This is a genomic window from Flavobacterium cupreum (assembly GCF_003996965.1).
GTDB classification, from domain to species: Bacteria; Bacteroidota; Bacteroidia; order Flavobacteriales; family Flavobacteriaceae; genus Flavobacterium; species Flavobacterium cupreum.
In genome coordinates this window covers 19,059-42,455 of the sequence record NZ_QWDM01000021.1, presented here as the reverse complement: position 1 = coordinate 42,455, position 23,397 = coordinate 19,059, and the positions used below count along the sequence as shown (strand labels likewise).

The following is a 23,397-nucleotide window of genomic DNA, read 5'->3' as shown; positions in this document are numbered from 1 at the left end:
AGGCCAAAAAAAAGAGGATATTCATTTCGAATATCCTCTTTTTCTAAAAACTATAAACTGTAAAAAATTATAGGCTGTATTTAATTCCTAAAGTTAAACCTAAACCTGAAATTCCAACATATGAACTTAATTCATCCATTGCATCATTAGGTCTTGTAGTATCTCTTTGATCAGGAGTAGCTGTATTTGGGTTAAATAAAGCATTATTAGAATTAACATCTAAATGATCTTGATAGTTTGTATGAATTTGCGCTGTAGTTCTAGTTGCTAACGCATCTTGTCCATTCACTGTAAATTCAGTTGTTTCTTTTGTTTTACCATGCACTGTAAAGTTACGGTACTCTAATTCCGCAAAAGCTGAAAGATGTGTAGTAAGCTTGTAAGTTGTACCTAGAGCTGCAGTAAATCCTAATGTCGGATTTGGTTTTACTTTATCAACACTGTGAACATTTCCAAAAGCAGCTGGAGCTCCTTGAGGTGTAAAAGCAATTGGAGCATATGCATCAGAAGTAATTTCTAAATCTCCATGGATAGGAACTAAAATCCCAACTTTAGTATAAGGTTCAAAACCTTTAGATTCACCTAAAAACATTACAATTGCAGGTGCTACATCAAACGCAGTGATTTGACCTACCGATTTAAAACTATATACACCAGTTGGAGTAATAGGTAAATCAGATGTTGTTTGAGCCATTTTCTTATCATTACTAGTGTAATAATTAACTCCTAACTCAACTCCTATACGTGTTGAAAAGCGATATCCTGCAGTTATACCTGTTCTAAAACCTTGTCCGAAAGAACCTGTTACACTTTTTTCAGAAACTAATTTTCCTCCTACATATGTTCTATCTAAAGCTGCATTTCCTCCAACTGTTGGAAATTCAGTTGAAGCTGTTTGGTTAAAGTATGACCCTCCCAATTTAAAATACCAGCTTTCTGGTTTGTCTGCTTTTTCTGTCTGCGCCATTGTGGCCATAGAGCAAACTAATAATCCTAATAAAAATAGGTTCTTTTTCATAATTCTGATTTAATTAATTTATACAAACTTAGATTATTTTAACACAATCTTACAGTTTGCTTCGTTAGACTTGTAGCGAAATCGTTGTAATTTTGAGCAATATTACTAAAAAAGTATTATGCATGCATATTTTTAACTAAAAAAAAATGCATACTCTTAAATTTTAACTGTTAAAATTTAGTTCAGCTTAAAATTAACCTGCATTTTTTCTAATTCCTGCAGTAATTCGGTCGAAATTTTAATCTTTAATCTTCTGCTTGGCATCGTTAATTTGGTTACTACCTTAATTTCCTCAACTTCATTTACTTCCTGAATTTTAGTTTCTTCGAGTGGTGCATCTTCATTTTCATTCTCCTCTGCAAAAACAGCATCCTCGGTTTCTTCAAAATCGGTTGGTGTTTCTACTGCCACGAGTCGTTTTATTTTCTCCAGTTCCATGATTTCAAAAGTCACGGTATTATCGCCTTTATTTTCATTAAATAAATGACTCAGTCTGTGAATAAATTCCGTTTGCAGATCTTTAATATTCAGCAACAAAACCAATTTTTTGGCAAAGGCTTCCAGAATATCCTGCAATTGCCTGATCTCAACAAACTGCATTCTCGGTTCTGATTTTTTACCTGTATCGTGATTGACCCAGCCGTCTTTTATTAAGATTTTCAGGAAAGCAAAATTATTCTGAATCAGGAAATGGCGAAACTTTAAATATTCTTCACCAAAAATCTTAAACTCATAACTTTCATCATAGCCTTCTAAGTTGAATACCGCCCAGCCTTTTCCGTTTTTAGCGACACGGTGCTGTACATTATTTATGATTCCGGCAAAATTCAGGTTTTTACCGACATATAATTCCATGCTTTTCAGGGCTTCGAGTCGGGCATTGCAGAAGTATTTCATTTCAAACCTAAAATCATCCAGCGGATGTCCGGAGATATAAATCCCCACCACTTCTTTTTCTTTGGCCAGTTTTTCCATGGTACTCCAGTCTTCGCACGGAGGCACAACAGGTTCGGCAATCTGGACTTCACTTGCTTCTCCGAATAAACTTACCTGAGATGAGTTTTCATTTTCCTGAAATTTCGCCCCATAACGCATTGCTTTTTCATAGAATGTAATTCCGTCACCATCGTCATGAAAATACTGCGCTCTTGTTGTTCCTTCAAACGAATCAAATCCTCCGGCCAAAGCCAGGTTCTCGATTGCTTTTTTATTGGCCGCACGCAAATCAATTCGTTTTGCCAAATCAAAAATAGATTTATATCTTCCGTCTTTTCTGTTCTCGACAATTGTTGCAACGGCTCCTGAACCTACTCCTTTGATGGCTCCCATCCCGAAACGGACAGCATAATTATCATTTACCGTAAATTTATAGTACGACTCATTCACATCAGGGCCTAAAACTTCCAATCCCATACGTTTGCACTCCTCCATAAAAAAGGATACCTGCTTGATATCATTCATATTATTCGAAAGCACCGCTGCCATATATTCTGCAGGGTAATGTGCTTTCAGATACGCCGTCTGATAGGCAATCCAGGCGTAACAAGTGGAGTGGGATTTGTTGAAGGCATAACTCGCAAAAGCTTCCCAGTCTTTCCAGATTTTCTCCAGAATTTTTGCATCATGGCCTTTTTTTGCCGCCTGCTCCACAAATTTAGGCTTCATTTTATCCAGAACGTCTTTTTGTTTTTTACCCATCGCTTTACGCAAAACGTCGGCTTCACCTTTGGTAAAATCAGCCAGCGATTGCGACAAAAGCATTACCTGCTCCTGGTAAACCGTAATTCCGTAAGTCTCTCCTAAATATTCCTCACAGGCATCTAAATCGTATTTGATTTCTTCTTCGCCATTTTTTCTTCGAACAAAAGAAGGAATATACTCCAAAGGTCCCGGGCGATACAAGGCGTTCATGGCAATTAAATCACCGAAAACCGTCGGTTTCAGGTCCTTCATGTATTTCTGCATTCCGGGTGACTCGTACTGGAAGATTCCAACCGTTTCTCCTCTTTGAAAGAGTGCATACGTTTCCTGATCATCAATTGGGAAAACATCCGGATCCAAATCAATTCCGGTTCTGTATTTTACCAGCTTAACGGTATCTTTTATCAGGGTAAGGGTCTTCAGACCCAGAAAGTCCATTTTTAGCAATCCTGCACTTTCGGCCACCGAGTTATCAAACTGGGTTACATATAAATCAGAATCTTTAGCGGTGGTAACCGGAACGAAATTCGTAATATCCGATGGCGTAATGATTACCCCACAGGCGTGAATACCGGTATTTCGCATCGATCCCTCCAGGATTTTGGCCTGCTGGATGGTTTCTCCTGCCAAATCGTCTTCGTTGGCAATCGCGATCAGTTCTTTTACATTGTCAAATTCATCCGAACGAAGTGCTTTTTTAACCTCATCTTCGTTTTCAGAAATAAAACGCGCTAAATTCCATTTCGACGGCATCATGGCCGGAATCAGTTTTGCAATCCTGTCAGCTTCAAACAACGGCAAATCCAACACACGCGCCGTATCACGAATCGCCGACTTGGTGGCCATTTTACCATAGGTAATAATTTGCGCTACCTGATTTTTACCGTACTTATTGATTACATAATCCATAACACGTCCACGGCCCTCGTCATCAAAATCGATATCAATATCGGGCATGGATACACGATCCGGATTCAGGAAACGCTCAAAAAGCAAGTCGTACTTAATCGGGTCAATATTCGTAATTCCCAAACAGTAAGCAACGGCAGAACCCGCTGCAGATCCACGGCCCGGACCTACCGAAACGTCCATGTTCCGGGCTTCGGCGATAAAATCCTGAACGATCAGGAAGTAGCCCGGGTATCCGGAATTCGAAATCGTTAATAACTCGAAATCCAGACGTTCCTGAATTGATTCCGTAATCTCTCCATATCTCTTTTTGGCACCCACCATCGTCAGGTGTCGCAAATATTTATTCTCTCCTCTTACTCCGCCATCGGCTTCATCTTCCGGAACTATAAATTCTTCGGGAATATCAAATTTCGGAAGCAATACATCTCTGTAAAGCGAGTAAATCTCAACCTTGTCGACAATTTCCTGAATATTGATAATAGCATCCGGCAAATCGGCAAAAAGTTTTTTCATCTCTTCCTGCGACTTGTAATAGTACTCCTGATTGGGTAATCCGTAGCGATAACCACGGCCACGGCCGATTGGTGTTGCCTGTTTTTCCCCGTCTTTTACACACAATAAAATATCGTGCGCATTGGCATCTTCCTTATTTAAATAATAGGTATTGTTTGTGGCAATTAACTTGACATTGTGCTTTTGGGAAAACTCAATCAGCGTTTTGTTGACACGATTCTCGTCTTCCTGGTTGTGGCGCATGACTTCCAGATAAAAGTCATCCCCAAATTGTTCTTTCCACCAAATCAGGGCTTCTTCGGCCTGGTTTTCACCTATGTTCAGAATTTTACTCTGGATTTCTCCGTATAAATTTCCGGACAATACCATGATATCTTCCTTGTATTGTTCGATAATTTTTCGATCGACCCTTGGAACATAATAAAACCCGTCGGTAAAGGCAATCGACGACATTTTGGCCAGATTGTGATAGCCTTTTTTATTTTTGGCCAGCAATACAACCTGATTACCGTTGTCTTTTTTGCTTTTATCCAAGTGGTTGTCGCAAACATTAAATTCACAGCCCACGATTGGTTTGATTTCGGTTTCCGTTGGCTCTTCACCAGCCTCAGCCAAAGCTTTGTTTTTAGCTGATGCCGCCTTGTTGTGATTCATAACGGCGCTCACAAAATGGAAAGCCCCCATCATGTTTCCGGTATCGGTCATGGCAACGGCCGGCATTCCGTTTTTGGCTGTAGCCGCAACGATATTGCCAATTCCTATGGTGGATTGTAAAACCGAAAACTGGGTATGATTGTGTAAATGCGCGTATTTTGCCGCTTTAAAATCTTCTCTGTCAGAATCTGAAACCGTTGTCTGCCTTGCATTTCCTTCTAAAGCTCTTAACTGCTCCCTGATTTTATCAGAGGCTGCTTTTAAGTTGATGTGTTTCAGACCAATGAGCGGAAACTCCTGCGGGTTTCTATTTTGAAATTCCCTGAAATAATCCTGCGGGACATCTAATTCTTCTTTGGTAAAAACCTCTCTTCTGATTAGTTCCAGAAAGCAACGCGTTGTTGCCTCAACGTCGGCAGTTGCGTTGTGGGCTTCTGCAAACGGTTTATTAAAAAGATAGCTGTGTAATTCTGTTAAGGTTGGCAATTTAAATTTACCGCCACGACCTCCGGGAAGCTGCAATAAGGAAGCGGTTACTTCGGTACAGGTATCTAAAACCGGCATAGCACTCATTGGAGAATCCACTCCCATTCTATGGAATTCTGCTCCCATGATGTTAACGTCAAAACCTAAATTCTGACCGACGATAAATTTGGTTTTGCTTAAAGCGATATTGAATTTCTCTAGAACTTCGGCCAGGGTGATTCCATCGGCTTCAGCCAACTCTGTTGAGATTCCGTGAATACGTTCTGCATCATACGGAATATTAAATCCGTAGGGTTTAACCAAATAATCCTGATGTTCGATTAATTGTCCCATTTCGTCATGCAGCTGCCATGCGATCTGTATACAGCGCGGCCAGTTGTCAGAATCGGTTATCGGGGCATCCCAGCGTTTGGGTAATCCGGTGGTTTCGGTATCGAATATTAAATACATAAGTTTAAATAGCAAAAATTAAATTCCAAATTCCAATCTTCCCCATATAAATATCTGATTATATGGATTATAAAAAATTGCCTTATAGAAAATGGAGGGAGTTCAAATTTACACTTTTTTTAAGCGAATGAAAAATGAATTATCAACAAAAAGCATTAATCAGGATCATGATTAGAAACTGTTAAAAACCAATAAAAATGATAAAAATTCGATTATTTGATCCTGAAAAATTCGATTATCCATTTTGGATACTCATTGCACCAAAATGAACACTTTTAAACTGCAGCCTATCCTGAACTTTGCCTTATCAAATTAAAACAATTAGTTATGAAAACAATTTTTATCACAGGCGCTTCTTCCGGATTAGGAAAAGCTGCAGCAAAATTATTCCAAGCAAAAGGATGGAATGTAATCGCAACAATGAGAAATCCTGAAAAGGAAACAGAACTTTCTAATTTAAACAATATAACCCTGCTGCCATTGGATGTTACGAATTATGACCAGATACAAAGCACGGTTCAAAAAGCACTGGTATTAAGCGATATTGATGTCGTTTTCAACAATGCAGGTTATGGTTTGATAGGTCCATTGGAGAGCTTTAATGACGACCAGATTACCAAACAGCTCAACACCAATCTGCTTGGAGTAATTCGCGTGACCAATGCTTTTATTCCGTATTTCAGAGAAAGAAAAAGCGGATTGTTCATCTCAACTACTTCTATCGGCGGATTGATTTCTTTTCCTCTGGGCTCCGTATACCACGCCACCAAATGGGGACTGGAAGGCTGGAGCGAAAGCATGGCGTATGAACTGAATCCGTTTGGCGTACACATTAAAACGGTTTCCCCGGGCGGGATCAAAACCGAATTCCTGCACGGCTCACTTGATTCAGCTACTAAACCTGAATACGAAGCAATGACAAAAAGCTTGTTTGCAAGTGTTGATACGATGTTTGAAATGGCATCTACTGCAGAACAAATTGCGGACGTAGTTTACGAAGCTGCCACAGACGGAAAAATCCAACTGAGATATGTTGCCGGAGAAGATGCTAAAGCACTCTACAAACAAAGACAGGAACAAGGAGACGAGGTTTTTCGTGCTGCCTTCGGCAAACAATTTCTGGGCGCCTAATTCAGTACAATACCGCACAGCTTTTGATACCCTGTGCGGTATTATTATTCTTGATTTTTTATACATTTATATCATGGAAAAGAAAAACAACAATCCGACCAGAATTTCCTCAATATCACAATTTCATAGTTTGTTCCGGTTACCTAAACCGGTTCATCCTCTGATTACCTTGGTGGATAATACCAAACTTGTTATAAATGCTGATCTGACCAATAACCATTTCCTGCTCGATTTCTATAAAATATCATATAAATATTCTACTAATGGAAAAATGGGTTACGGCCAGGGATATTATGATTTTAATGAAGGAGGCCTAATGTTTACCTCCCCCAACCAATTGATTTTTACCGATAATGAAGAAGGGGCTGAATATTTTGGCTATACGCTTTTTTTTCACCCGGACTTTATCAGGAATTATCCTTTAGGAAAAACGATTAAAAAATACGGCTTCTTCTCCTACGACACCAATGAAGCACTGCATCTTTCCGACAGCGAAAAAACGACTATTATCGGATTATTAACAAGCATTGACAAGGAACTTCATACTACTATCGACGAAATGAGCCAGGATGTGATTGTATCGTATCTTGATGTTTTACTTAATTACAGCAATCGTTTTTACAAACGCCAGTTCATTACGCGAAAAACAATCAGCCACGACTTATTACTCAAAGTCGAAGAAACGCTGGATAATTATCTTAATAATGCTGAAACACTAAAAAGAGGGCTGCCTACAGTAGATTTCCTCGCTTCACAAATTAACGTTTCGAGTCATTACCTGAGTGACATGCTTCGGAACCTAACCGGGCAAAATGCGCAACAGCATATCCATTCCAAACTAATAGAAAAATCAAAGGATTTCCTTATTAGCTCCAATCTTTCGGTAGCGGAAATAGCTTATCAACTGGGTTTTGAATACCCTCAGTCCTTCAGTAAACTTTTCAAAAAGAAAACCAGCCTCACCCCATTAGAGTTTAAAAATTCACTCAATTAGCCTTCGGAATTATCTGCATTCTCAAATCATTTTTTTACCTCAAAAATCATAAATTTTCATAAAAATACACTTCTTGGATGTCGTAGTATTTTGGTAAATTTCAGAATAATAAAAATCTTTAAAAATTGCTGTTTTAAGCCCTCAAAACCCTGGAGGCAGCAGATTCCTAAAACAAATCAAAACTGATAATTATTACTACTTTTATTCAATTTGTTACATTTTTTTAGCCAAAACACCCTGTTTAGTAGCGATTTTAAGATAATTTTGCAAAATATCAAAACAAAAACCAACAAGAAATAATTTAAGCAGAAAAAGAAAAATAAATTCAATTTTCTATTCCTTTTTCGATAAAAATCCAAGCGCATAAATGCCAATTGCAATTTGTATTCCGGTTTGGGTATCGTATATAATGAAATATTGAAATTGACGCCCTTGTATCTTTTTTTACTTTTGTTTTCCTATTATAATGAGCAGGAAATTGCTGTGGTTAGAAATTACAATTAAAAAAAATAAAAAATGAGTAAGACATTATTTGACAAAGTATGGGATTCACATGTAGTGCGTAAAATTGAAGATGGACCGGATGTGTTTTTTATTGACCGTCATTTCATTCATGAGGTTACAAGTCCCGTTGCTTTTTTAGGATTAAAAGCCAGAGGCGTAAAGGTTTTATACCCGGAACGTACTTTTGCAACTGCCGATCACAATACACCAACCATAAACCAACATTTACCAGTGGAGGATGCCTTGTCTGCCAATCAGCTTAAAGCTCTTGAAGATAATGCTGCCGAATACGGAATTTCGCACTGGGGATTAGGTCACATTAAAAATGGAATTGTGCACGTAGTGGGTCCTGAAAACGGAATTACTTTGCCGGGTGCTACTATTGTTTGTGGGGATTCCCACACGTCTACTCACGGTGCCTTCGGAGCGATTGCTTTTGGTATCGGAACTTCTGAGGTTGAAATGGTACTTTCTACGCAGTGTATCATGCAGCCAAAACCAAAGAAAATGCGTATCAACGTAAACGGTGAATTGAGCAAAGGTGTTGGTCCAAAAGACGTAGCACTTTATATTATTGCACAATTGACGACTTCCGGAGGTACCGGATATTTTGTTGAATATGCCGGTGATGTTTTTGAAAATATGACTATGGAAGGCCGTATGACGGTTTGTAACCTAAGTATCGAAATGGGTGCCCGTGGCGGAATGATCGCTCCGGACCAAAAAACTTTCGATTTCCTTGAAGGAAGACTTTATGCCCCAAAAGGTGAAGCCTGGGACAAAGCAGTTGCTTATTGGAAAACTTTAAAAACCGATGCTGACGCTGTTTTTGATGCGGAATTAAACATCAACGCTGCTGACATCGAACCAATGATTACTTATGGTACGAACCCTGGAATGGGAATTGGTATCACCAAACATATTCCGAACGCCAATCAGGTGGAAGGCGGAGAGGAAACGTATAAAAAATCCTTAGCCTATATGGGCTTTGAAGAAGATGACGTGATGATTGGAAAACCAATTGACTTTGTTTTCCTTGGAAGTTGTACAAACGGGCGTATTGAAGATTTCAGAGCCTTTACAGAAATTGTGAAAGGAAGAAAAAAAGCAGATAATGTTACCGCCTGGTTAGTTCCGGGTTCCCACGTTGTGGAAGCCCAGATTAAAGAAGAAGGTTTATTGGATATTCTTACCGAAGCCGGTTTTGTATTACGTCAGCCTGGATGTTCCGCATGTCTGGCGATGAACGATGATAAAGTTCCAGCCGGAAAATATGCGGTGAGTACTTCAAACCGAAACTTTGAAGGCCGTCAGGGTCCCGGTTCAAGAACATTACTGGCAAGTCCGATTATGGCTGCCGCTGCTGCTGTTACCGGAAAACTAACTGACCCTAGAGAATTATTTTAGATTGGAGAGTTTAGATTTTAGATTTTCACTTTGTGTAGTCTTCTGTCTAAATATTTTCAAACAAAAAACTGATTTACATTATTTAATACAAAAAAATTTAGCGTTTAGAATTCATCCCAGCGAAAAAATCTAAAATCTAAAATCCAAAAATCTAAAATTAAAATGGCATACGATAAATTTAATATACTTACCAGTAGTGCGGTGCCACTACCAATTGAGAACGTAGATACAGATCAAATCATCCCGGCCCGTTTCCTGAAAGCGACAAAACGTGAAGGTTTTGGAGACAATCTTTTTAGAGACTGGAGATACAACGGAGACGATTCTCCAAAAGCGGATTTCGTTTTGAACGACTCCACTTACAGCGGAAAAATCCTGGTGGGAGGAAAAAACTTCGGTTCAGGTTCTTCCAGAGAACATGCTGCGTGGGCCGTGTACGATTACGGTTTCAGAGCTGTGGTTTCAAGTTTCTTTGCCGATATCTTTAAAGGAAACTGTCTGAATATTGGTGTTTTACCGGTTCAGGTTAGCCCTGAATTTGCCGATACCATTTTCAAAGCCATCGAAGCAGATCCGAAAACCAAGTTAGAAATCAACTTACCCAACCAGACGATTACTTTATTAGCGACAGGACAACAAGAGTCTTTTGCCATTAACGGATATAAAAAGAACAATATGATCAATGGTTTTGATGACATTGATTATCTGCAAAATATTAAAGAAGATATTGTGACTTTCGCCGATAAACTTCCGTACTAAAAAAATCTTGTTCATTCTATTCAGACCCGACAGATTCCAAAAACCTGTCGGGTCTTTCTAAATTAAAGAGAGAAAAACATAAAACAACTATAATTTCATTTTTAGAAATATAGCATATCAATATGGAAAAAAGAAAAATTGAAATAATGGATACGACGCTTCGTGATGGTGAACAAACCTCCGGAGTATCATTTTCTGCTGCAGAAAAACTGACCATTGCGCAATTATTATTGGAAGAATTAAATATTGATAGAATCGAAATTGCTTCTGCTCGGGTGAGCGAAGGCGAATTTCAGGGCGTAAAAGGCATTATGTCCTGGGCTGAAGAAAAAGGATACGCCAACCGGATCGAAGTTCTTACCTTCGTAGACGGAGGATTGTCTATTGAATGGATGAAGAAATCGGGTGCAAAAGTCCAGAATTTATTAACGAAAGGTTCTTTAAATCACCTCACCCATCAATTAAAAAAAACACCCGAACAGCATTTTTCCGAAATAGCACAAGCTATCGCTTTAGCAAAAGAGAATAACATAGAAACCAATGTCTATCTGGAAGACTGGAGCAACGGAATGCGTAATTCTCCTGAATATGTTTTTCAGTATTTGGATTTCTTAACGCAGCAGCCCGTAAAGAGGATTTTACTTCCGGACACGCTGGGTGTATTAATTCCGTCGCAGGCTTTTGATTTTATCTCAAAAATTACAACTAGATATCCCAATATTCATTTTGATTTTCACGCCCACAATGATTACGATTTAAGCGTTGCCAATGTGATGGAAGCTGTAAAAGCCGGCATCAGCGGTTTACACGTGACCGTAAACGGAATGGGGGAACGCGCTGGTAATGCTCCTCTGGAAAGCACCGTAGCCGTGATAAACGATTATATGCCGGAAGTGCGCATCAATATAAAAGAGACCTCGTTATATTCGGTGAGCAAACTGGTGGAAACATTTACAGGATACAGGATTCCGGCCAACAAGCCCATTGTAGGCGATAATGTTTTTACACAAACTGCCGGAATTCATGCCGATGGCGACAATAAAAACAACTTGTATTTTAACGATTTGCTTCCGGAACGCTTTGGAAGAAAAAGAAAATACGCTCTCGGAAAAACCTCTGGAAAAGCTAATATTGAAAAAAATCTTCAGGAGCTGGGTTTAAAACTCAACCAGGAAGACTTAAAATTAGTTACACAGAGAATCATCGAATTGGGAGACAAAAAAGAAACTGTTACCAAAGAAGATCTTCCCTATATCATTTCCGATGTTCTGGACAGTCATACCTACCAGGATAAAATCACGATTGAGTCCTATATATTAGTACACTCAAAAGGAATGCGTCCGTCAACCACTTTGCTATTAAAAATTGATGACGAAGTTATCGAAGAAAATGCACAGGGCGACGGTCAGTTTGATGCTTTCATGAACGCGTTATCTAAAATCTATAAACAAAAGAAATTAACATTACCAAAACTCATTGATTACGCCGTGAGAATTCCACCGGGCAGTAGTTCTGATGCCTTGTGTGAAACGATTATCACCTGGGTAAATAACGGAAAAGAATTCAAAACCCGAGGATTAGATTCAGATCAGACTGTTGCAGCCATTATTGCAACACAAAAAATGCTGAATGTGATTCCGTAAAGCTACTAAGGTGCTAAGTTTCTAACACATTAAAAAAGCTTAGGAACTTAGCATCTCAGAACCTTAGAACCTAACAAATAACATAACAAACATAAAAAATGAAATTTAACATAGCCCTTTTAGCAGGAGACGGAATTGGTCCTGAGGTAATAAATGAAGCGGTAAAAGTATCTGATGCTATTGCAAAAAAATTCAATCACGAAATAACCTGGACACCAGCTTTGACGGGAGCTTGTGCCATTGATGCGGTTGGGGTTCCTTATCCTGATGAGACTCACGAAATTTGCATGAAAGCGGATGCCGTTTTATTTGGGGCAATCGGTCACCCAAAATACGATAATGACCCAAGTGCCCCTGTTCGTCCGGAGCAGGGATTATTGTTGATGCGTAAAAAATTGGGATTGTTCGCAAATGTGCGTCCAACTTTTACTTTCCCATCTTTAATTGATAATTCTCCTTTAAAAAGAGAGCGAATTGAAGGAACAGATTTGGTTTTCTTAAGAGAATTAACAGGCGGAATCTACTTTGGCGAAAAAGGAAGAAGAGACGACGGAGAAACTGCTTTCGATAACTGTGTGTATACCAGAGCCGAAGTACAACGCCTTGCCAAAAAAGGTTTTGAATTAGCCATGACACGAAGCAAAAAACTATGTTGTGTAGACAAAGCAAATGTTTTGGAAACTTCACGTTTATGGAGGGAAACTGTTCAGGCAATGGAAAAAGACTATCCTGAAGTTACGGTTTCTTATGAATTTGTTGATGCTGTTGCCATGCGTTTGGTGCAATGGCCAAACTCTTATGACGTATTGATTACTGAGAATTTATTCGGAGATATTTTAACCGATGAAGCTTCTGTAATTTCAGGTTCAATGGGATTAATGCCTTCTGCTTCTGTTGGGGAACATACTTCCTTATATGAGCCAATCCACGGCTCTTATCCACAGGCAACCGGATTGAATATTGCGAATCCGTTAGCCACTATTTTATCTGCCGCCATGATGTTCGAAGATGCTTTTGGACTAAAAGCCGAAGCTGAAGCTATCAGAGCGGTTGTAAACAAATCGTTAGAACAAGGAGTTGTAACGGAAGATTTAGCACCAAAAGGATCAAAAACCTACAAAACCAGCGAAGTTGGAGACTGGCTTGTAGCGAATTTATAGTTTTATTTGTTTCAGGTTTTATTTTGTTCAAGTTTCAGGTTATTATTGGGAACGTGAAACAAAACAAACTTGAAACCTGAAACAAAATTTTAGTCCATGAAAAAAAGGATCAACTTTCGTTGATCCCTTTTTTTCTTATTACTGAATCTTTTTTTTTTTATTTTTTCCTTAGGATCTCTATCAACTTCGCTTTTTGTTTATTATCCTCTATGAGCTTTTTTATATCCTCAATTATTTTTTCAGGATAAAAATTAGTTGATGCAGAAATATTATAATCACTTCGTAATTCCTCCTTTTTATTAATTTGATGCTCTTTTTCGATAAAAAATTCAAGGCTCGTATCAAAATAACTACAGACTTTATACATCAGTAAAAAGTCAATTTTTTTTGTTTGACCATTTTCAATTTTAGATAATTCGCTCTGAGAAATATTCAATGTGATAGCCAATGAATACTGTGACAAATCTTTTTGCTCCCTGAGTTTCTTTATCTTAAATCCTACCGACATTCTCCTCTTTAATTCGATTAGTCAAAAACGAATGTAAAATATTTCTTTCAGAATAGCAAATAAATTAGTTATTTATAATCTTTGTTTATAAGAAATATCTCTAAATTATTGATTGTGAAAAAATTATTATTAGGAATAGTCGCCTTTATTTCTCTCTTTTCATGTGATGGTGATGAAAAAATTGATGGTAAAGCTATTAATCAACTACATCAATTAAGTGATGATGAAATTATTGCAGTTAGCAATATGATGTTAGTTCCGTTTGAAAAAAGAAATACTACAAAAACTTTTCAGAAAGCAGAAGATCCCTCACCAATTGTGGCATACTCACAAATTTTAGCTGCACAAGAAATGACCATGAAAATAGATTCGGGAACTCTCTCGATTATGGATAATTCATACGAAGAAAATATAAAACTTTTAAAAGACTTAAATCTAATTAGCCCTTTAGAAATAACAGTAATTGATAACTTTAGCAAGCAAATCAACACAACACACAACTTTGAAAAATCAATAAATGATTTTTCAAAATCTATATTAAATCTACCTTTATCCATTACTAAAAAGCAAAAATATATTAATTTTATTGATGGCTTAAGAATTCTAAATCAAATGGAACCTGAATATTTTAAAGATTCTTTAACTCCCGAAGATGCCTTGTTTGGCAGTTGCTTATCCGCTTCAATAGGAGTAGGTATTGCTTTTGTAGGGCTTGCAACAATTGAAGTTGGATCTTTCGGATTGGCTACAGGCGCAGCTGTGGTAGGTTTTATATGGGCAAGTGCTGAATGGGGCAAGGCTTGTAAAGGACAAAGGGGAAAAATAGTTTCTGCACAAATCAAAAAATTACCTAAAAAGATAGAATTTGATGGAGACGGCAATATTCTTACTGAAAAAGAGAATAATTCTGTCAGAACTAAAGACAGATTTTTTGACGAAGTAATCTTTAACGTTATTATAAAATAAAAAAACGCAATATTATGATAAAAATAAACTTAAAAATACAGTTTTTACTTTTTGTTGTCTGCCTGTTTTTTATCGGTTTAGGCATAAATGACATTTTAACAGAAGGTTTGAAATCAGGTGTAAATCTTTTTTATCAGATTTCACCAGTAATGCCTTTTGTCTTCTCCGCTTTTATCTTTGGAAATAATATCTATTCGAAAAAATCTTCGAAAAAGTAATTATATAAAAAAAGGGATCAACTTTCGTTGATCCCTTTTGTATATTTTAGAAAAAAATATTAATATCCTCCTCTGTTACCACCACGGTCATTTCCACCACGGCTGTTTCCTCCACCATAACCTCCGCGTGAATCTCCACCACGACTGTTATTGTTGAAGCTTCTTCTTTCGCCTTCTGGTTTCGGTTCAGATTTATTAACCACAATTGCACGACCTTGAACAGTAGCTCCGTTCAATTCATCAATTGCTTTTTGAGCTTCAGCATCGTTTGGCATCTCAACAAAACCAAAACCTTTGCTTCTTCCTGTAAATTTATCAGTAATGATTTTAACTGAATCTACTGCTCCGTAAGCCTCGAAAGACTCTCTTAAATCTGCTTCCTCAATACTGAATGGAAGGCTTCCAACAAAAATGTTCATATGTACTTATTTATAATAATGTAGCAAATGTAATCTTATTTTTCTCTAATCTACTATATATTAGTTTATTTATGTTTTTATTTTGATTTTAAAATCACAATTTCACCAGAATCGAAGCAATCAGAAATCAAATCACTAATCTCACTGTGTCTGAACAGGTTCAATCGGAACTTTATAAAAAACTCCTTCCGTAAAATTAACTGCCGGTTTTTCGGTATCACTTTTATCCAGATTTACAGCAGTAAATCTAAAAGTCCCTGAGATAGTATTGGTTTCCGTATCATAATCCGTAATAACTATCTGTCCGTTCCCGGAATTGGTTCCTGTAGAAAAAGCAGTCGCTTTTGAAGCTGTAGTGTCTGAATATAAAGCTTTTGACAGGTCATCAGCGCCCAGAGCATAGGTTTTCTCAATAGGGGAAGCGGCCTGAAGAATGACTTTTTCAAATCCTAAAGAACCTTCAATGATAATACTGCCATTGGAACTACTATAGGCTTTATAACTTTCTGCTCTCCAAAAAACGTTATCCTTTAAGGTCTGAAAGGCAGGGTTATTAAACTTCACTTCTTCTGTACAAGAGGCAATCAAAAAGAGTAATGAAAGAAAATAAAAACATTTTTTCATGTAGAATAATTTTAGCGCAAAAATATCTCATTTGCGAGAAATAATTAAAAAGCAAGGCCAAAAACAACAAAATTTTAGGAATAATTTACCGTAAACGTATTTAGTATCATTTTGAACGTACAATTCAGAAAAAAATTATATCTTTGCGCCCTTAATTAACAGAGGTCGAGTACCTCAAAATTTAATCATAAGATTATGTCAGTAAAAATTAGATTACAAAGACACGGTAAAAAACAAAAACCTTTTTACTGGGTTGTAGCTGCAGATGCACGCTCAAAAAGAGATGGTAAATACTTAGAGAAAATCGGTACTTACAATCCAAACACAAACCCTGCAACTATCGAACTAAACATTGATAGTGCCGTAAAATGGTTGCACAATGGTGCACAACCAACTGATACTGCCAGAGCAATTCTTTCTTACAAAGGAGCTTTATTGAAACACCACCTTGATGGAGGTATTCGTAAAGGTGCTTTAACTCAAGAGCAGGCTGATGCTAAATTATCTGCCTGGTTAGATGCTAAAGCCGGAAAAGTTGATGCTAAAAAAGAAGGTTTGACAAAAGCGCAAGCTGATGCTAGAGCTAAAGCTTTTAAAGCAGAACAAGAAGTTAATGCTAAACGTTTAGCTGCTGCAGCTCAGGCTGAAGCTGATGCTATCGCTGCTGCAACGCCTGCAGTTGAAGAAGAAGTTGCTGAAGTTGAAGAATCAACTGAAGAAGCTCCTGCTGCTGAAGAAAATAACGAAACAACTGAAGCATAATTTTATTTAGCGGGAATGCGTAAAGAAGATTGTTTTTATTTAGGTAAAATCGCTAAAAAATTTAGTTTCAAAGGTGAAGTTCTGGCTTATTTAGACACGGACGAACCTGAGTTATACGAAAATCTGGAATCAGTGTTTGTTGAATGCAACAAACATCTGGTTCCTTTTTTTATTGAAAAAAGTTCCTTGCACAAAAACGATTTTCTCAGAATTCGTTTTGAAGATATGAATACCGAAGAAGATGCAGATGCCATTATGGGCAATGCTATTTATCTTCCTTTAAATATGCTGCCAAAACTTACAGGCAACAAATTTTATTTCCACGAAGTAATCGGTTTTGAAATCGAAGACCAGCGTTTAGGCGTATTTGGAAAAATTGCTGCCGTAAACGATACTACTGCACAGCCCCTTTTTGAAGTTTTAAACGGTGAAGTTGAAATGCTGATCCCTATGATCGATCATTTTTTAGTGAAAATTGATCGTGATAATAAAAAGGTTATCATGAACCTTCCGGAAGGATTGGTGGAGATGTACCTTTAGTTTTAAATTCCAAATTTTTTCAAATTCCAAATTCCAAAACTAAACTGTTAATTTCAATTTTGGAAATATTTTTTTTGAAAGAAAAACCTTCTTTTTATTTTTTTCTTATTATTTTTAGACCCCAACCTTTGGGAACTGGAATTTAAAAAGATTAAAATTTACATGACTAAACCTTACGATTTAGAAGAAAGAACTTTTCTTTTCGCAAAAGAGTGCAGAATTTACATCAGAACTCTGCCAAAAACGACATCAAATATTGAAGATAGTAAACAATTAGTCAGATCATCTGGTTCGGTTGGAGCAAATTATATAGAAGCCAATGAGAAATTAGGAACAAAAGATTTAATATTCAGACTTAAAATATCCAGAAAAGAAGCAAAAGAATCTAAATATTGGTTGCGCTTATTACATGAATTAAATCCTGATCAAAAAACACTTTCTGATTCGTTATTATTCGAAATAGAAGAATTACGAAAAATTCTATCCGCAATAATAACTAAAACATCAAAATAATTAATTAAGATTTTAATTCTACTTTTGTAACTCAAACAAAAACATTCATTTTCATTTTATATTTAGAATTTCTTTTATTGAAATTTCTTTTTTTAATTGGAATTTGGAATTTAAAAATTGGGATTTATCATATGTTTTCATTCAAGCAATTCTCTGTTCAACAAGATAAAACCGCTATGAAAGTTGGAACCGATGGTGTTTTATTAGGTGCCTGGGCTCCAATAGACCACAATCCATTTAGCATTTTAGACATTGGCGCCGGCACCGGAATCATTGCCTTAATGCTTGCTCAGCGAACTCATGCGGAACAAATTGATGCTTTGGAAATTGACGAAGAGGCTTACGAACAAGCTGTTGAAAATTTCGAAAATTCTCCCTGGGGCGATCGCCTATTCTGCTATCATGCAGGTTTAGATGAATTTATTGAAGAACCTGAAGACGAATACGATCTCATCGTTTCGAACCCTCCTTTCTATTCCGAAGATTATAAAACCGAAAATGAACAGCGTGATCTGGCCCGTTTTCAGGATGCCATGCCTTTTGAGGAATTAGTCGAAGCTGCAGACCTGCTGCTTTCTGAAGATGGAATCTTTGCCTTAATTCTTCCTTATAAAGAAGAACAAAATTTTATAGCCCTGGCTAAAGAATCAGAGTTGTACCCTATAAAAATTACCCGCGTAAAAGGAACTCCAACCTCACATATCAAGCGCAGTTTACTGGCTTTTAGCAGAAACGAAAAAGCAGCAATTGAAATCGATGAATTAGTTATCGAAATCGAAAGACACCATTACACTCCCGAATACAGGGAACTGACTAAGGATTTTTATTTAAAATTTTAATTCTAATATAGAGAGAAAGCCATGCTCCCTCTCTATACTTGTAATGTGATTATCTTTCGCAACACCAGCTTCCGGGATATTGCACCGGATAGACTCCTCCACAAGTTGGACTTGGATTCACACAATAGCCTGTTTTTGCAGAATAGCTCCAATCTCCTCCTTTTACTAATTTCTGTTCTTTTTCAGTTAACTCTTTAACCCCTTGTAAGTTTAAAACTTTTTTTAACATAATTTAAAATTTAAGATTTGTTAATAACTCAATCATTTTAAGACACCTGAGCTTTATGTCTACTCTCGCGCAAGAATATTTTAATTCATTTTAGAATTATATAAAAAAGAGCCATTCAACGGGGGAGCTGAAAATCTAAATGACATAAATATTTAATATACCAACAAGGATATATTACCATAAATTGAGACACAATCAATCTGCAAAGATGATTATGTAAAACTAACCTTATAAAGATAAATATTGATCACTGAAAATGAAGCAAATAAAAGGTTAATTAAAAACATTTTCGCACTATTTTGTTAAATTAAAAAGTTACAAGTACGACTTCACCATAGAATAAGCATTCTTGATCAGTACTATAAGATGTAAAGCTTTGTGGTCCTAAACCTGCTCAAAAATATTTTTAAACTGATATAAAATCCTTTCGAGCAATCGTAAATCCTCGGTTACGATTTCGGCACTGCCTTTCATTTCCTGCTGGAATATGATTTGTTTTTTATATGAAGTTTCTAATCCGTTTGGCAAGGCAACGTCCAGTAATAAATTGCCGTCTTTATCAGGAACCAGAGAGATGTTCTGAATTTTACCGTATAAAACCCCGAATTCACGATCTGGAAAATTGGCCAGTCTGATATTCACTCTCTGCCCTACTTTTATTTTTCCGGAATTCAGCGCCGGTGCTTTTACTTTACCAATAAATCCATTTTTAGCATCCGGGATTATTGAAAAAACATTATCTCCCGAATTGATGGTTTGATTTTCTGTCCAGACCTGCAAAAAAGTAACAACACCACTAATCGATGACTTTAAGGCATAAGTAAGTTCCCAGTCTTTTATCACTTTTTTTAACTGGTAAAAAGACTGTGCCATATTTCTTCCCAAATTAACCTCCTCCTTAGTGCTGTTTATATGAGAACTCTGACTTGATTTCGTATTATCGATCAATGATGACCTTAATTGGGAAATAGAGGACAACAGGCTTCTGTAGTTCTTCTGCGCCTGAAGGTAATTTAGTTTTTTTGCTTCCATTTCCTGAGTGGAAACAATTCCCTTATTAAACAATGTTTCGAAACGGGAAACTTCATTCTTCTGAAGCTGTAATTCGCTTTCATTGATTACTTTTTGCTGCTGCAAAATTTCCAAACGCTCTTTAATCTGAATGTTTTCTGAACTCTGCGCCCTGTTTTCGACTTCGAAGGGCTGTAAATTTTTATTTAATTCCTGCGCCTGATAATCTTTTTGAAAAACCGCATAAGCGCTTTCAATTTCTCCCAACTGCGCATTTTTGAGTAAACCAAATGGAAAATCTTTCTTTGAATCATTGATACGGTAACCTTCCACGATACTTTTCAATAAAAAAACATCTTTATAACTGGCTGTATTCTCTATAACAGCCAGGGTCGTGTTTTTCTTAATAAGTGATTTATCTTTAACCAGTATTGCTTCTATGCGCCCGGATGTTTTAGAAACTATTTTCTCCGGTGGGATATTGGTTGTAATTACAATTTCGGTATTTACAACATCTGGGTATTTAATAAACCAGGACACGAAAAACAGTATAAAAAGGATGGCAAATATCAGTACCGTTCCCCAACGTATCATCCAATGTGGCACTTTGGTGAGAATGTCCTGAACTTCTTCACTTCTTAATTCAAATGTATTATGATCTTCTGCCATGATTAATTTCCTAATTGCAATTGATTTCGAACCAATTCAAAATAATTCCCTTTTTGTTCTACTAAAGCCGAATGACTTCCAATTTCAATAATTTTTCCTTTATCTAAAACCACAATCTGATCTGCATTCATCACGGTACTTAAGCGGTGTGCAATTACAACTACTGTTTTATCTTTGAAGAAAATATCCAGCTTCTGCATAATTTCCTTCTCATTATTAGCATCCAAAGCAGAAGTGGCTTCGTCAAAAAACAGAATTTCCGGGTTTTTATAAACGGCCCTTGCAATGAGTAACCGTTGTTTCTGACCTGTACTCATCCCTAATCCCTCGGCACCTATTTTTGTGTTGTACCCCAGCGGCAAACCGCTTATGTATTCTTTTATATTAGCCACATCGGCTGCATAGACCAATCGTTCCTTATTTACCCTGTCAACACCAATGGCAATATTATTGGCAATAGTGTCACTAAAAATAAAACCTTCCTGCATTACGGCACCAATATTAGCTCTCCAGGCCTTTTGAGAAATATTCTTCAGTTGCAGATTACCAATAGTTACCTCTCCTTTTTCGGGTTCATAAAACTTTAACAGTAATTTCATCAGGGTTGTTTTCCCACTTCCGCTGACGCCTACAATCGCTGTAACCTTATTGGCCGGAATTACTAAACTCAGATTATCTAATACGGGAATATCAGATCCCAAATAGCGGTACGACAGATTTTTTATCTCAATATCAGCCTCAAAAGGCACTTCGCTGGTCTGATGGGCTTCCTGCTGGGTTTCATCTTCCTTGTTATGAATTTCAGATAATCTGGCCAATGAAATTTTAGCATCCTGAAGTTCCCTGACAAACTCGATAAGCTGCGTAATCGGGCCGTTTAAACTTCCAACAATTGAACTTATCGCCAGCATCATACCCAGTGTAATAGAACCGTCAATAACCAATTTTGCAGATAAAAATATGATAAAAATATTCTTAAGCTCATTTATAACAGAGGAGCCAATAGTCTGTGTTTGTTCTAAAACCAGTCCTTTTATGGAGACCCTGAACAATCTGGCCTGCACATACTCCCAACCCCAGCGCTTTTGCTTCTCGGCATTGTGAAGTTTTATTTCCTGCATACCGTTAATCAGCTCCATTACTTTACTTTGTTCCTGCGACACTTCCGCAAAACGTTTGTAATCCAGAATTTCTCTCCGTTTTAGGAATAAAGTGATCCATATAAAATAAAGAACACTTCCTGCAAAAAACACAAAAAAGATCTTGAGATTAAAGTAAGCCAGAACACCTCCCATCACAAACATATTGATTACAGAAAACAATACATTTAATGACGAAGTCGTCAGAATTCGCTCTATTCTTCGGTGATCGTTTATACGCTGCATTATATCTCCCGTCATACGGACATCAAAAAAGGAAATCGGCAGGTTCATTAGTTTAATAAAAAAGTCTGAAATCAACGAAATATTTATCCGTGTAGAAAGATGAAGCAAGATCCAGCTCCGGATAAGTTCTAAACCTGTTCTTCCTGCAAAAAGAAACAATTGCGCAAAAAGAATGAGATATATAAAATGAATGTTTTGATTTTGAATTCCAATATCTACAATACTCTGGGTTAGAAAAGGGAAAATCAATTGCAGCAAACTGCTCGCCAGCAAGCCTACACTTAACTGAATCAAAAATGATTTATAGCGCAAAACATATTGTGATAATAATCCGAATCCGAAACCATTATTATCTTCCTTATCAAAATCTGTCTGAAAGAATTTTGGAGTTGCTTCTATCAGCAATGCAATTCCTTCCTGAGTCGATTCATCGGCATTGTTTCCGATCCAGAATTTAATAAAATCTTCTTTATTATATGCAATTAAGCCAAAAGCCGGATCTGAGATATAATAAATACCTCGTTTTATTTTGTAAAGTACTACGTAATGATTTTGATTCCAATGTAAGACACAAGGCAAAGGAGCTTCTTCGAGCCTTTCCGGGCTTAGCTTAACCCCCAAAGTTCTAAAACCAATTTTCTCAGCTGCATCGCTAAGAAAAAGCAAATTACTTCCTTCACGAGTCGTTTCACTATGATCTCTCAACTCCTGAATATGGATTGTTTTGCCGTAATGTTTTGCTATGATTTTTAAACATGTCGGGCCACAATCTTTAAAATCTGCTTGTTTGTAATTGGTGAATTTTTTCAATTCTAAATTGATTTTATGTAATAACAATATTATACAAAAATTCTTAAAAAAAGAACATTATGTCCTGAATATATTGGATTAAAAATTTAATTAGATATTTTTTTAACGATATGATAAAAATAAATTAATTATCTGCATATCAAATCATTACCTGAATCATGTCCTTTATTAATAAAGTTGTTTTAAAAAAATTAATTCTTATAAACAAAAAAACAGAGAGGACAATTATTTCCTCTCTGTAATATTATTTTTCATATCCAATAAAAACTATCCGCATAACTCTGATCCGATCTCAAGTATACACATATTCTGGATCGTATTCCATTTTCCGCCGGCTGCTGCACATTCTGCTATAGAAATAGCAGCGAAACAATGATACTTATCAATTCCGCCTTTAATTTCTTTTTGCTCATTTGCAGTTAAAATTTCAACTCCGTTTAAATTTTTTAATTTTTTCATAATTTGGGTTTTTTGTTTAATGTTACTTTAAATAGTTATTGTGAGTAAGACAATTCGTGATTAGATAAATTTAATTAAAATGGATTGTGAGTTGCTTCCATTAAAATTTACAT

20 protein-coding genes are annotated in these 23,397 nt (G+C 36.7%); 11 read left to right on the top strand and 9 right to left on the bottom strand.

What is annotated here, in order from left to right:
• Nucleotides 1–67 precede the first annotated feature (67 nt).
• Nucleotides 68–1,018, bottom strand: a complete 951-nt coding sequence (locus D0817_RS22795; RefSeq protein ID WP_127340654.1) for an outer membrane beta-barrel protein — start codon at nt 1,016–1,018, stop codon at nt 68–70.
• A 177-nt stretch (nt 1,019–1,195) separates the two neighbouring features.
• Nucleotides 1,196–5,734, bottom strand: a complete 4,539-nt coding sequence (dnaE, locus tag D0817_RS22790; protein WP_127340653.1) for a DNA polymerase III subunit alpha — start codon at nt 5,732–5,734, stop codon at nt 1,196–1,198.
• Between the two features lie 327 nt (nt 5,735–6,061).
• On the opposite strand from dnaE, the gene D0817_RS22785 reads away from it, so the two are divergent.
• From D0817_RS22785 to leuB, 6 genes are all read left to right on the top strand, one after another.
• A complete protein-coding gene (locus tag D0817_RS22785) occupies nt 6,062–6,865 on the top strand; it encodes an SDR family oxidoreductase (protein WP_127340652.1) in 804 nt (267 codons plus the stop codon).
• A 73-nt stretch (nt 6,866–6,938) separates the two neighbouring features.
• On the top strand, nt 6,939–7,859 hold the full coding sequence (locus tag D0817_RS22780) for a helix-turn-helix domain-containing protein (protein ID WP_127340651.1): 921 nt from the start codon (nt 6,939–6,941) through the stop codon (nt 7,857–7,859).
• Between the two features lie 516 nt (nt 7,860–8,375).
• Nucleotides 8,376–9,770 carry a 3-isopropylmalate dehydratase large subunit gene (gene leuC, locus D0817_RS22775; protein WP_127340650.1) on the top strand — a complete coding sequence of 465 codons (1,395 nt, stop codon included), beginning with the start codon at nt 8,376–8,378 and terminating at the stop codon, nt 9,768–9,770.
• Between the two features lie 162 nt (nt 9,771–9,932).
• Nucleotides 9,933–10,529, top strand: coding sequence for a 3-isopropylmalate dehydratase small subunit (gene leuD / locus D0817_RS22770; protein ID WP_127340649.1), 597 nt, complete (start codon nt 9,933–9,935; stop codon nt 10,527–10,529).
• A gap of 122 nt (nt 10,530–10,651) precedes the next feature.
• The gene (locus D0817_RS22765) at nt 10,652–12,172 is read left to right on the top strand and encodes a hydroxymethylglutaryl-CoA lyase-like TIM-barrel protein (RefSeq protein WP_127340648.1); all 1,521 of its coding nucleotides are present in this window, start codon (nt 10,652–10,654) and stop codon (nt 12,170–12,172) included.
• A gap of 98 nt (nt 12,173–12,270) precedes the next feature.
• Complete coding sequence (gene leuB, locus D0817_RS22760; RefSeq protein ID WP_127340647.1) at nt 12,271–13,332, top strand: 3-isopropylmalate dehydrogenase; 1,062 nt, start codon at nt 12,271–12,273, stop codon at nt 13,330–13,332.
• 157 nt (nt 13,333–13,489) lie between these two features.
• Here leuB and D0817_RS22755 read toward each other — a convergent pair whose 3' ends face one another.
• Nucleotides 13,490–13,840 (bottom strand): helix-turn-helix domain-containing protein, encoded by a 351-nt coding sequence (locus D0817_RS22755; protein WP_127340646.1) that lies wholly within the window; start codon nt 13,838–13,840, stop codon nt 13,490–13,492.
• A gap of 114 nt (nt 13,841–13,954) precedes the next feature.
• Between D0817_RS22755 and D0817_RS22750 the strand changes: the two genes are divergently transcribed.
• The gene (locus tag D0817_RS22750; protein WP_127340645.1) at nt 13,955–14,806 is read left to right on the top strand and encodes a hypothetical protein; all 852 of its coding nucleotides are present in this window, start codon (nt 13,955–13,957) and stop codon (nt 14,804–14,806) included.
• Nucleotides 14,807–15,083: 277 nt separating this feature from the next.
• Here D0817_RS22750 and rbp read toward each other — a convergent pair whose 3' ends face one another.
• A complete protein-coding gene (rbp, locus tag D0817_RS22745) occupies nt 15,084–15,443 on the bottom strand; it encodes an RNA-binding regulator (protein WP_026982652.1) in 360 nt (119 codons plus the stop codon).
• Nucleotides 15,444–15,584: 141 nt separating this feature from the next.
• Nucleotides 15,585–16,067 (bottom strand): DUF6252 domain-containing protein, encoded by a 483-nt coding sequence (locus D0817_RS22740; RefSeq protein ID WP_127340644.1) that lies wholly within the window; start codon nt 16,065–16,067, stop codon nt 15,585–15,587.
• 195 nt (nt 16,068–16,262) lie between these two features.
• Between D0817_RS22740 and D0817_RS22735 the strand changes: the two genes are divergently transcribed.
• The 4 genes from D0817_RS22735 to D0817_RS22720 all read left to right on the top strand — a co-directional run bounded on the left by D0817_RS22735 (nt 16,263) and on the right by D0817_RS22720 (nt 18,721).
• The gene (locus D0817_RS22735) at nt 16,263–16,829 is read left to right on the top strand and encodes a 30S ribosomal protein S16 (protein WP_127340643.1); all 567 of its coding nucleotides are present in this window, start codon (nt 16,263–16,265) and stop codon (nt 16,827–16,829) included.
• Nucleotides 16,830–16,844: 15 nt separating this feature from the next.
• The gene (gene rimM, locus D0817_RS22730; RefSeq protein WP_127340642.1) at nt 16,845–17,369 is read left to right on the top strand and encodes a ribosome maturation factor RimM; all 525 of its coding nucleotides are present in this window, start codon (nt 16,845–16,847) and stop codon (nt 17,367–17,369) included.
• A gap of 162 nt (nt 17,370–17,531) precedes the next feature.
• Nucleotides 17,532–17,882 carry a four helix bundle protein gene (locus tag D0817_RS22725; protein WP_127340641.1) on the top strand — a complete coding sequence of 117 codons (351 nt, stop codon included), beginning with the start codon at nt 17,532–17,534 and terminating at the stop codon, nt 17,880–17,882.
• A 131-nt stretch (nt 17,883–18,013) separates the two neighbouring features.
• Complete coding sequence (locus tag D0817_RS22720) at nt 18,014–18,721, top strand: tRNA1(Val) (adenine(37)-N6)-methyltransferase (RefSeq protein ID WP_127340640.1); 708 nt, start codon at nt 18,014–18,016, stop codon at nt 18,719–18,721.
• Between the two features lie 49 nt (nt 18,722–18,770).
• Here D0817_RS22720 and D0817_RS22715 read toward each other — a convergent pair whose 3' ends face one another.
• The 4 genes from D0817_RS22715 to D0817_RS22700 form a co-directional block, all read right to left on the bottom strand.
• Nucleotides 18,771–18,950: a hypothetical protein gene (locus D0817_RS22715; protein WP_127340639.1), complete on the bottom strand. Its 180-nt coding sequence runs from the start codon at nt 18,948–18,950 to the stop codon at nt 18,771–18,773.
• A gap of 384 nt (nt 18,951–19,334) precedes the next feature.
• Nucleotides 19,335–20,630 (bottom strand): HlyD family secretion protein, encoded by a 1,296-nt coding sequence (locus D0817_RS22710; RefSeq protein ID WP_127340638.1) that lies wholly within the window; start codon nt 20,628–20,630, stop codon nt 19,335–19,337.
• A 2-nt stretch (nt 20,631–20,632) separates the two neighbouring features.
• Nucleotides 20,633–22,825 (bottom strand): peptidase domain-containing ABC transporter, encoded by a 2,193-nt coding sequence (locus tag D0817_RS22705; protein ID WP_127340637.1) that lies wholly within the window; start codon nt 22,823–22,825, stop codon nt 20,633–20,635.
• Between the two features lie 267 nt (nt 22,826–23,092).
• A complete protein-coding gene (locus D0817_RS22700; RefSeq protein WP_127340636.1) occupies nt 23,093–23,284 on the bottom strand; it encodes a hypothetical protein in 192 nt (63 codons plus the stop codon).
• Nucleotides 23,285–23,397: the final 113 nt, after the last annotated feature.

Excerpts from the sequence above, each read along its gene's own strand:
- D0817_RS22795 (WP_127340654.1), bottom strand. The coding sequence starts at position 1,018 with ATGAAAAAGAACCTATTTTTATTAGGATTATTAGTTTGCTCTATGGCC.
- dnaE (WP_127340653.1), bottom strand. The coding sequence starts at position 5,734 with ATGTATTTAATATTCGATACCGAAACCACCGGATTACCCAAACGCTGG.
- D0817_RS22785 (WP_127340652.1), top strand. The coding sequence starts at position 6,062 with ATGAAAACAATTTTTATCACAGGCGCTTCTTCCGGATTAGGAAAAGCT.
- D0817_RS22780 (WP_127340651.1), top strand. The coding sequence starts at position 6,939 with ATGGAAAAGAAAAACAACAATCCGACCAGAATTTCCTCAATATCACAA.
- leuC (WP_127340650.1), top strand. The coding sequence starts at position 8,376 with ATGAGTAAGACATTATTTGACAAAGTATGGGATTCACATGTAGTGCGT.
- leuD (WP_127340649.1), top strand. The coding sequence starts at position 9,933 with ATGGCATACGATAAATTTAATATACTTACCAGTAGTGCGGTGCCACTA.
- D0817_RS22765 (WP_127340648.1), top strand. The coding sequence starts at position 10,652 with ATGGAAAAAAGAAAAATTGAAATAATGGATACGACGCTTCGTGATGGT.
- leuB (WP_127340647.1), top strand. The coding sequence starts at position 12,271 with ATGAAATTTAACATAGCCCTTTTAGCAGGAGACGGAATTGGTCCTGAG.
- D0817_RS22755 (WP_127340646.1), bottom strand. The coding sequence starts at position 13,840 with ATGTCGGTAGGATTTAAGATAAAGAAACTCAGGGAGCAAAAAGATTTG.
- rbp (WP_026982652.1), bottom strand. The coding sequence starts at position 15,443 with ATGAACATTTTTGTTGGAAGCCTTCCATTCAGTATTGAGGAAGCAGAT.
- D0817_RS22740 (WP_127340644.1), bottom strand. The coding sequence starts at position 16,067 with ATGAAAAAATGTTTTTATTTTCTTTCATTACTCTTTTTGATTGCCTCT.
- D0817_RS22735 (WP_127340643.1), top strand. The coding sequence starts at position 16,263 with ATGTCAGTAAAAATTAGATTACAAAGACACGGTAAAAAACAAAAACCT.
- rimM (WP_127340642.1), top strand. The coding sequence starts at position 16,845 with ATGCGTAAAGAAGATTGTTTTTATTTAGGTAAAATCGCTAAAAAATTT.
- D0817_RS22725 (WP_127340641.1), top strand. The coding sequence starts at position 17,532 with ATGACTAAACCTTACGATTTAGAAGAAAGAACTTTTCTTTTCGCAAAA.
- D0817_RS22720 (WP_127340640.1), top strand. The coding sequence starts at position 18,014 with ATGTTTTCATTCAAGCAATTCTCTGTTCAACAAGATAAAACCGCTATG.
- D0817_RS22715 (WP_127340639.1), bottom strand. The coding sequence starts at position 18,950 with ATGTTAAAAAAAGTTTTAAACTTACAAGGGGTTAAAGAGTTAACTGAA.
- D0817_RS22710 (WP_127340638.1), bottom strand. The coding sequence starts at position 20,630 with ATGGCAGAAGATCATAATACATTTGAATTAAGAAGTGAAGAAGTTCAG.
- D0817_RS22700 (WP_127340636.1), bottom strand. The coding sequence starts at position 23,284 with ATGAAAAAATTAAAAAATTTAAACGGAGTTGAAATTTTAACTGCAAAT.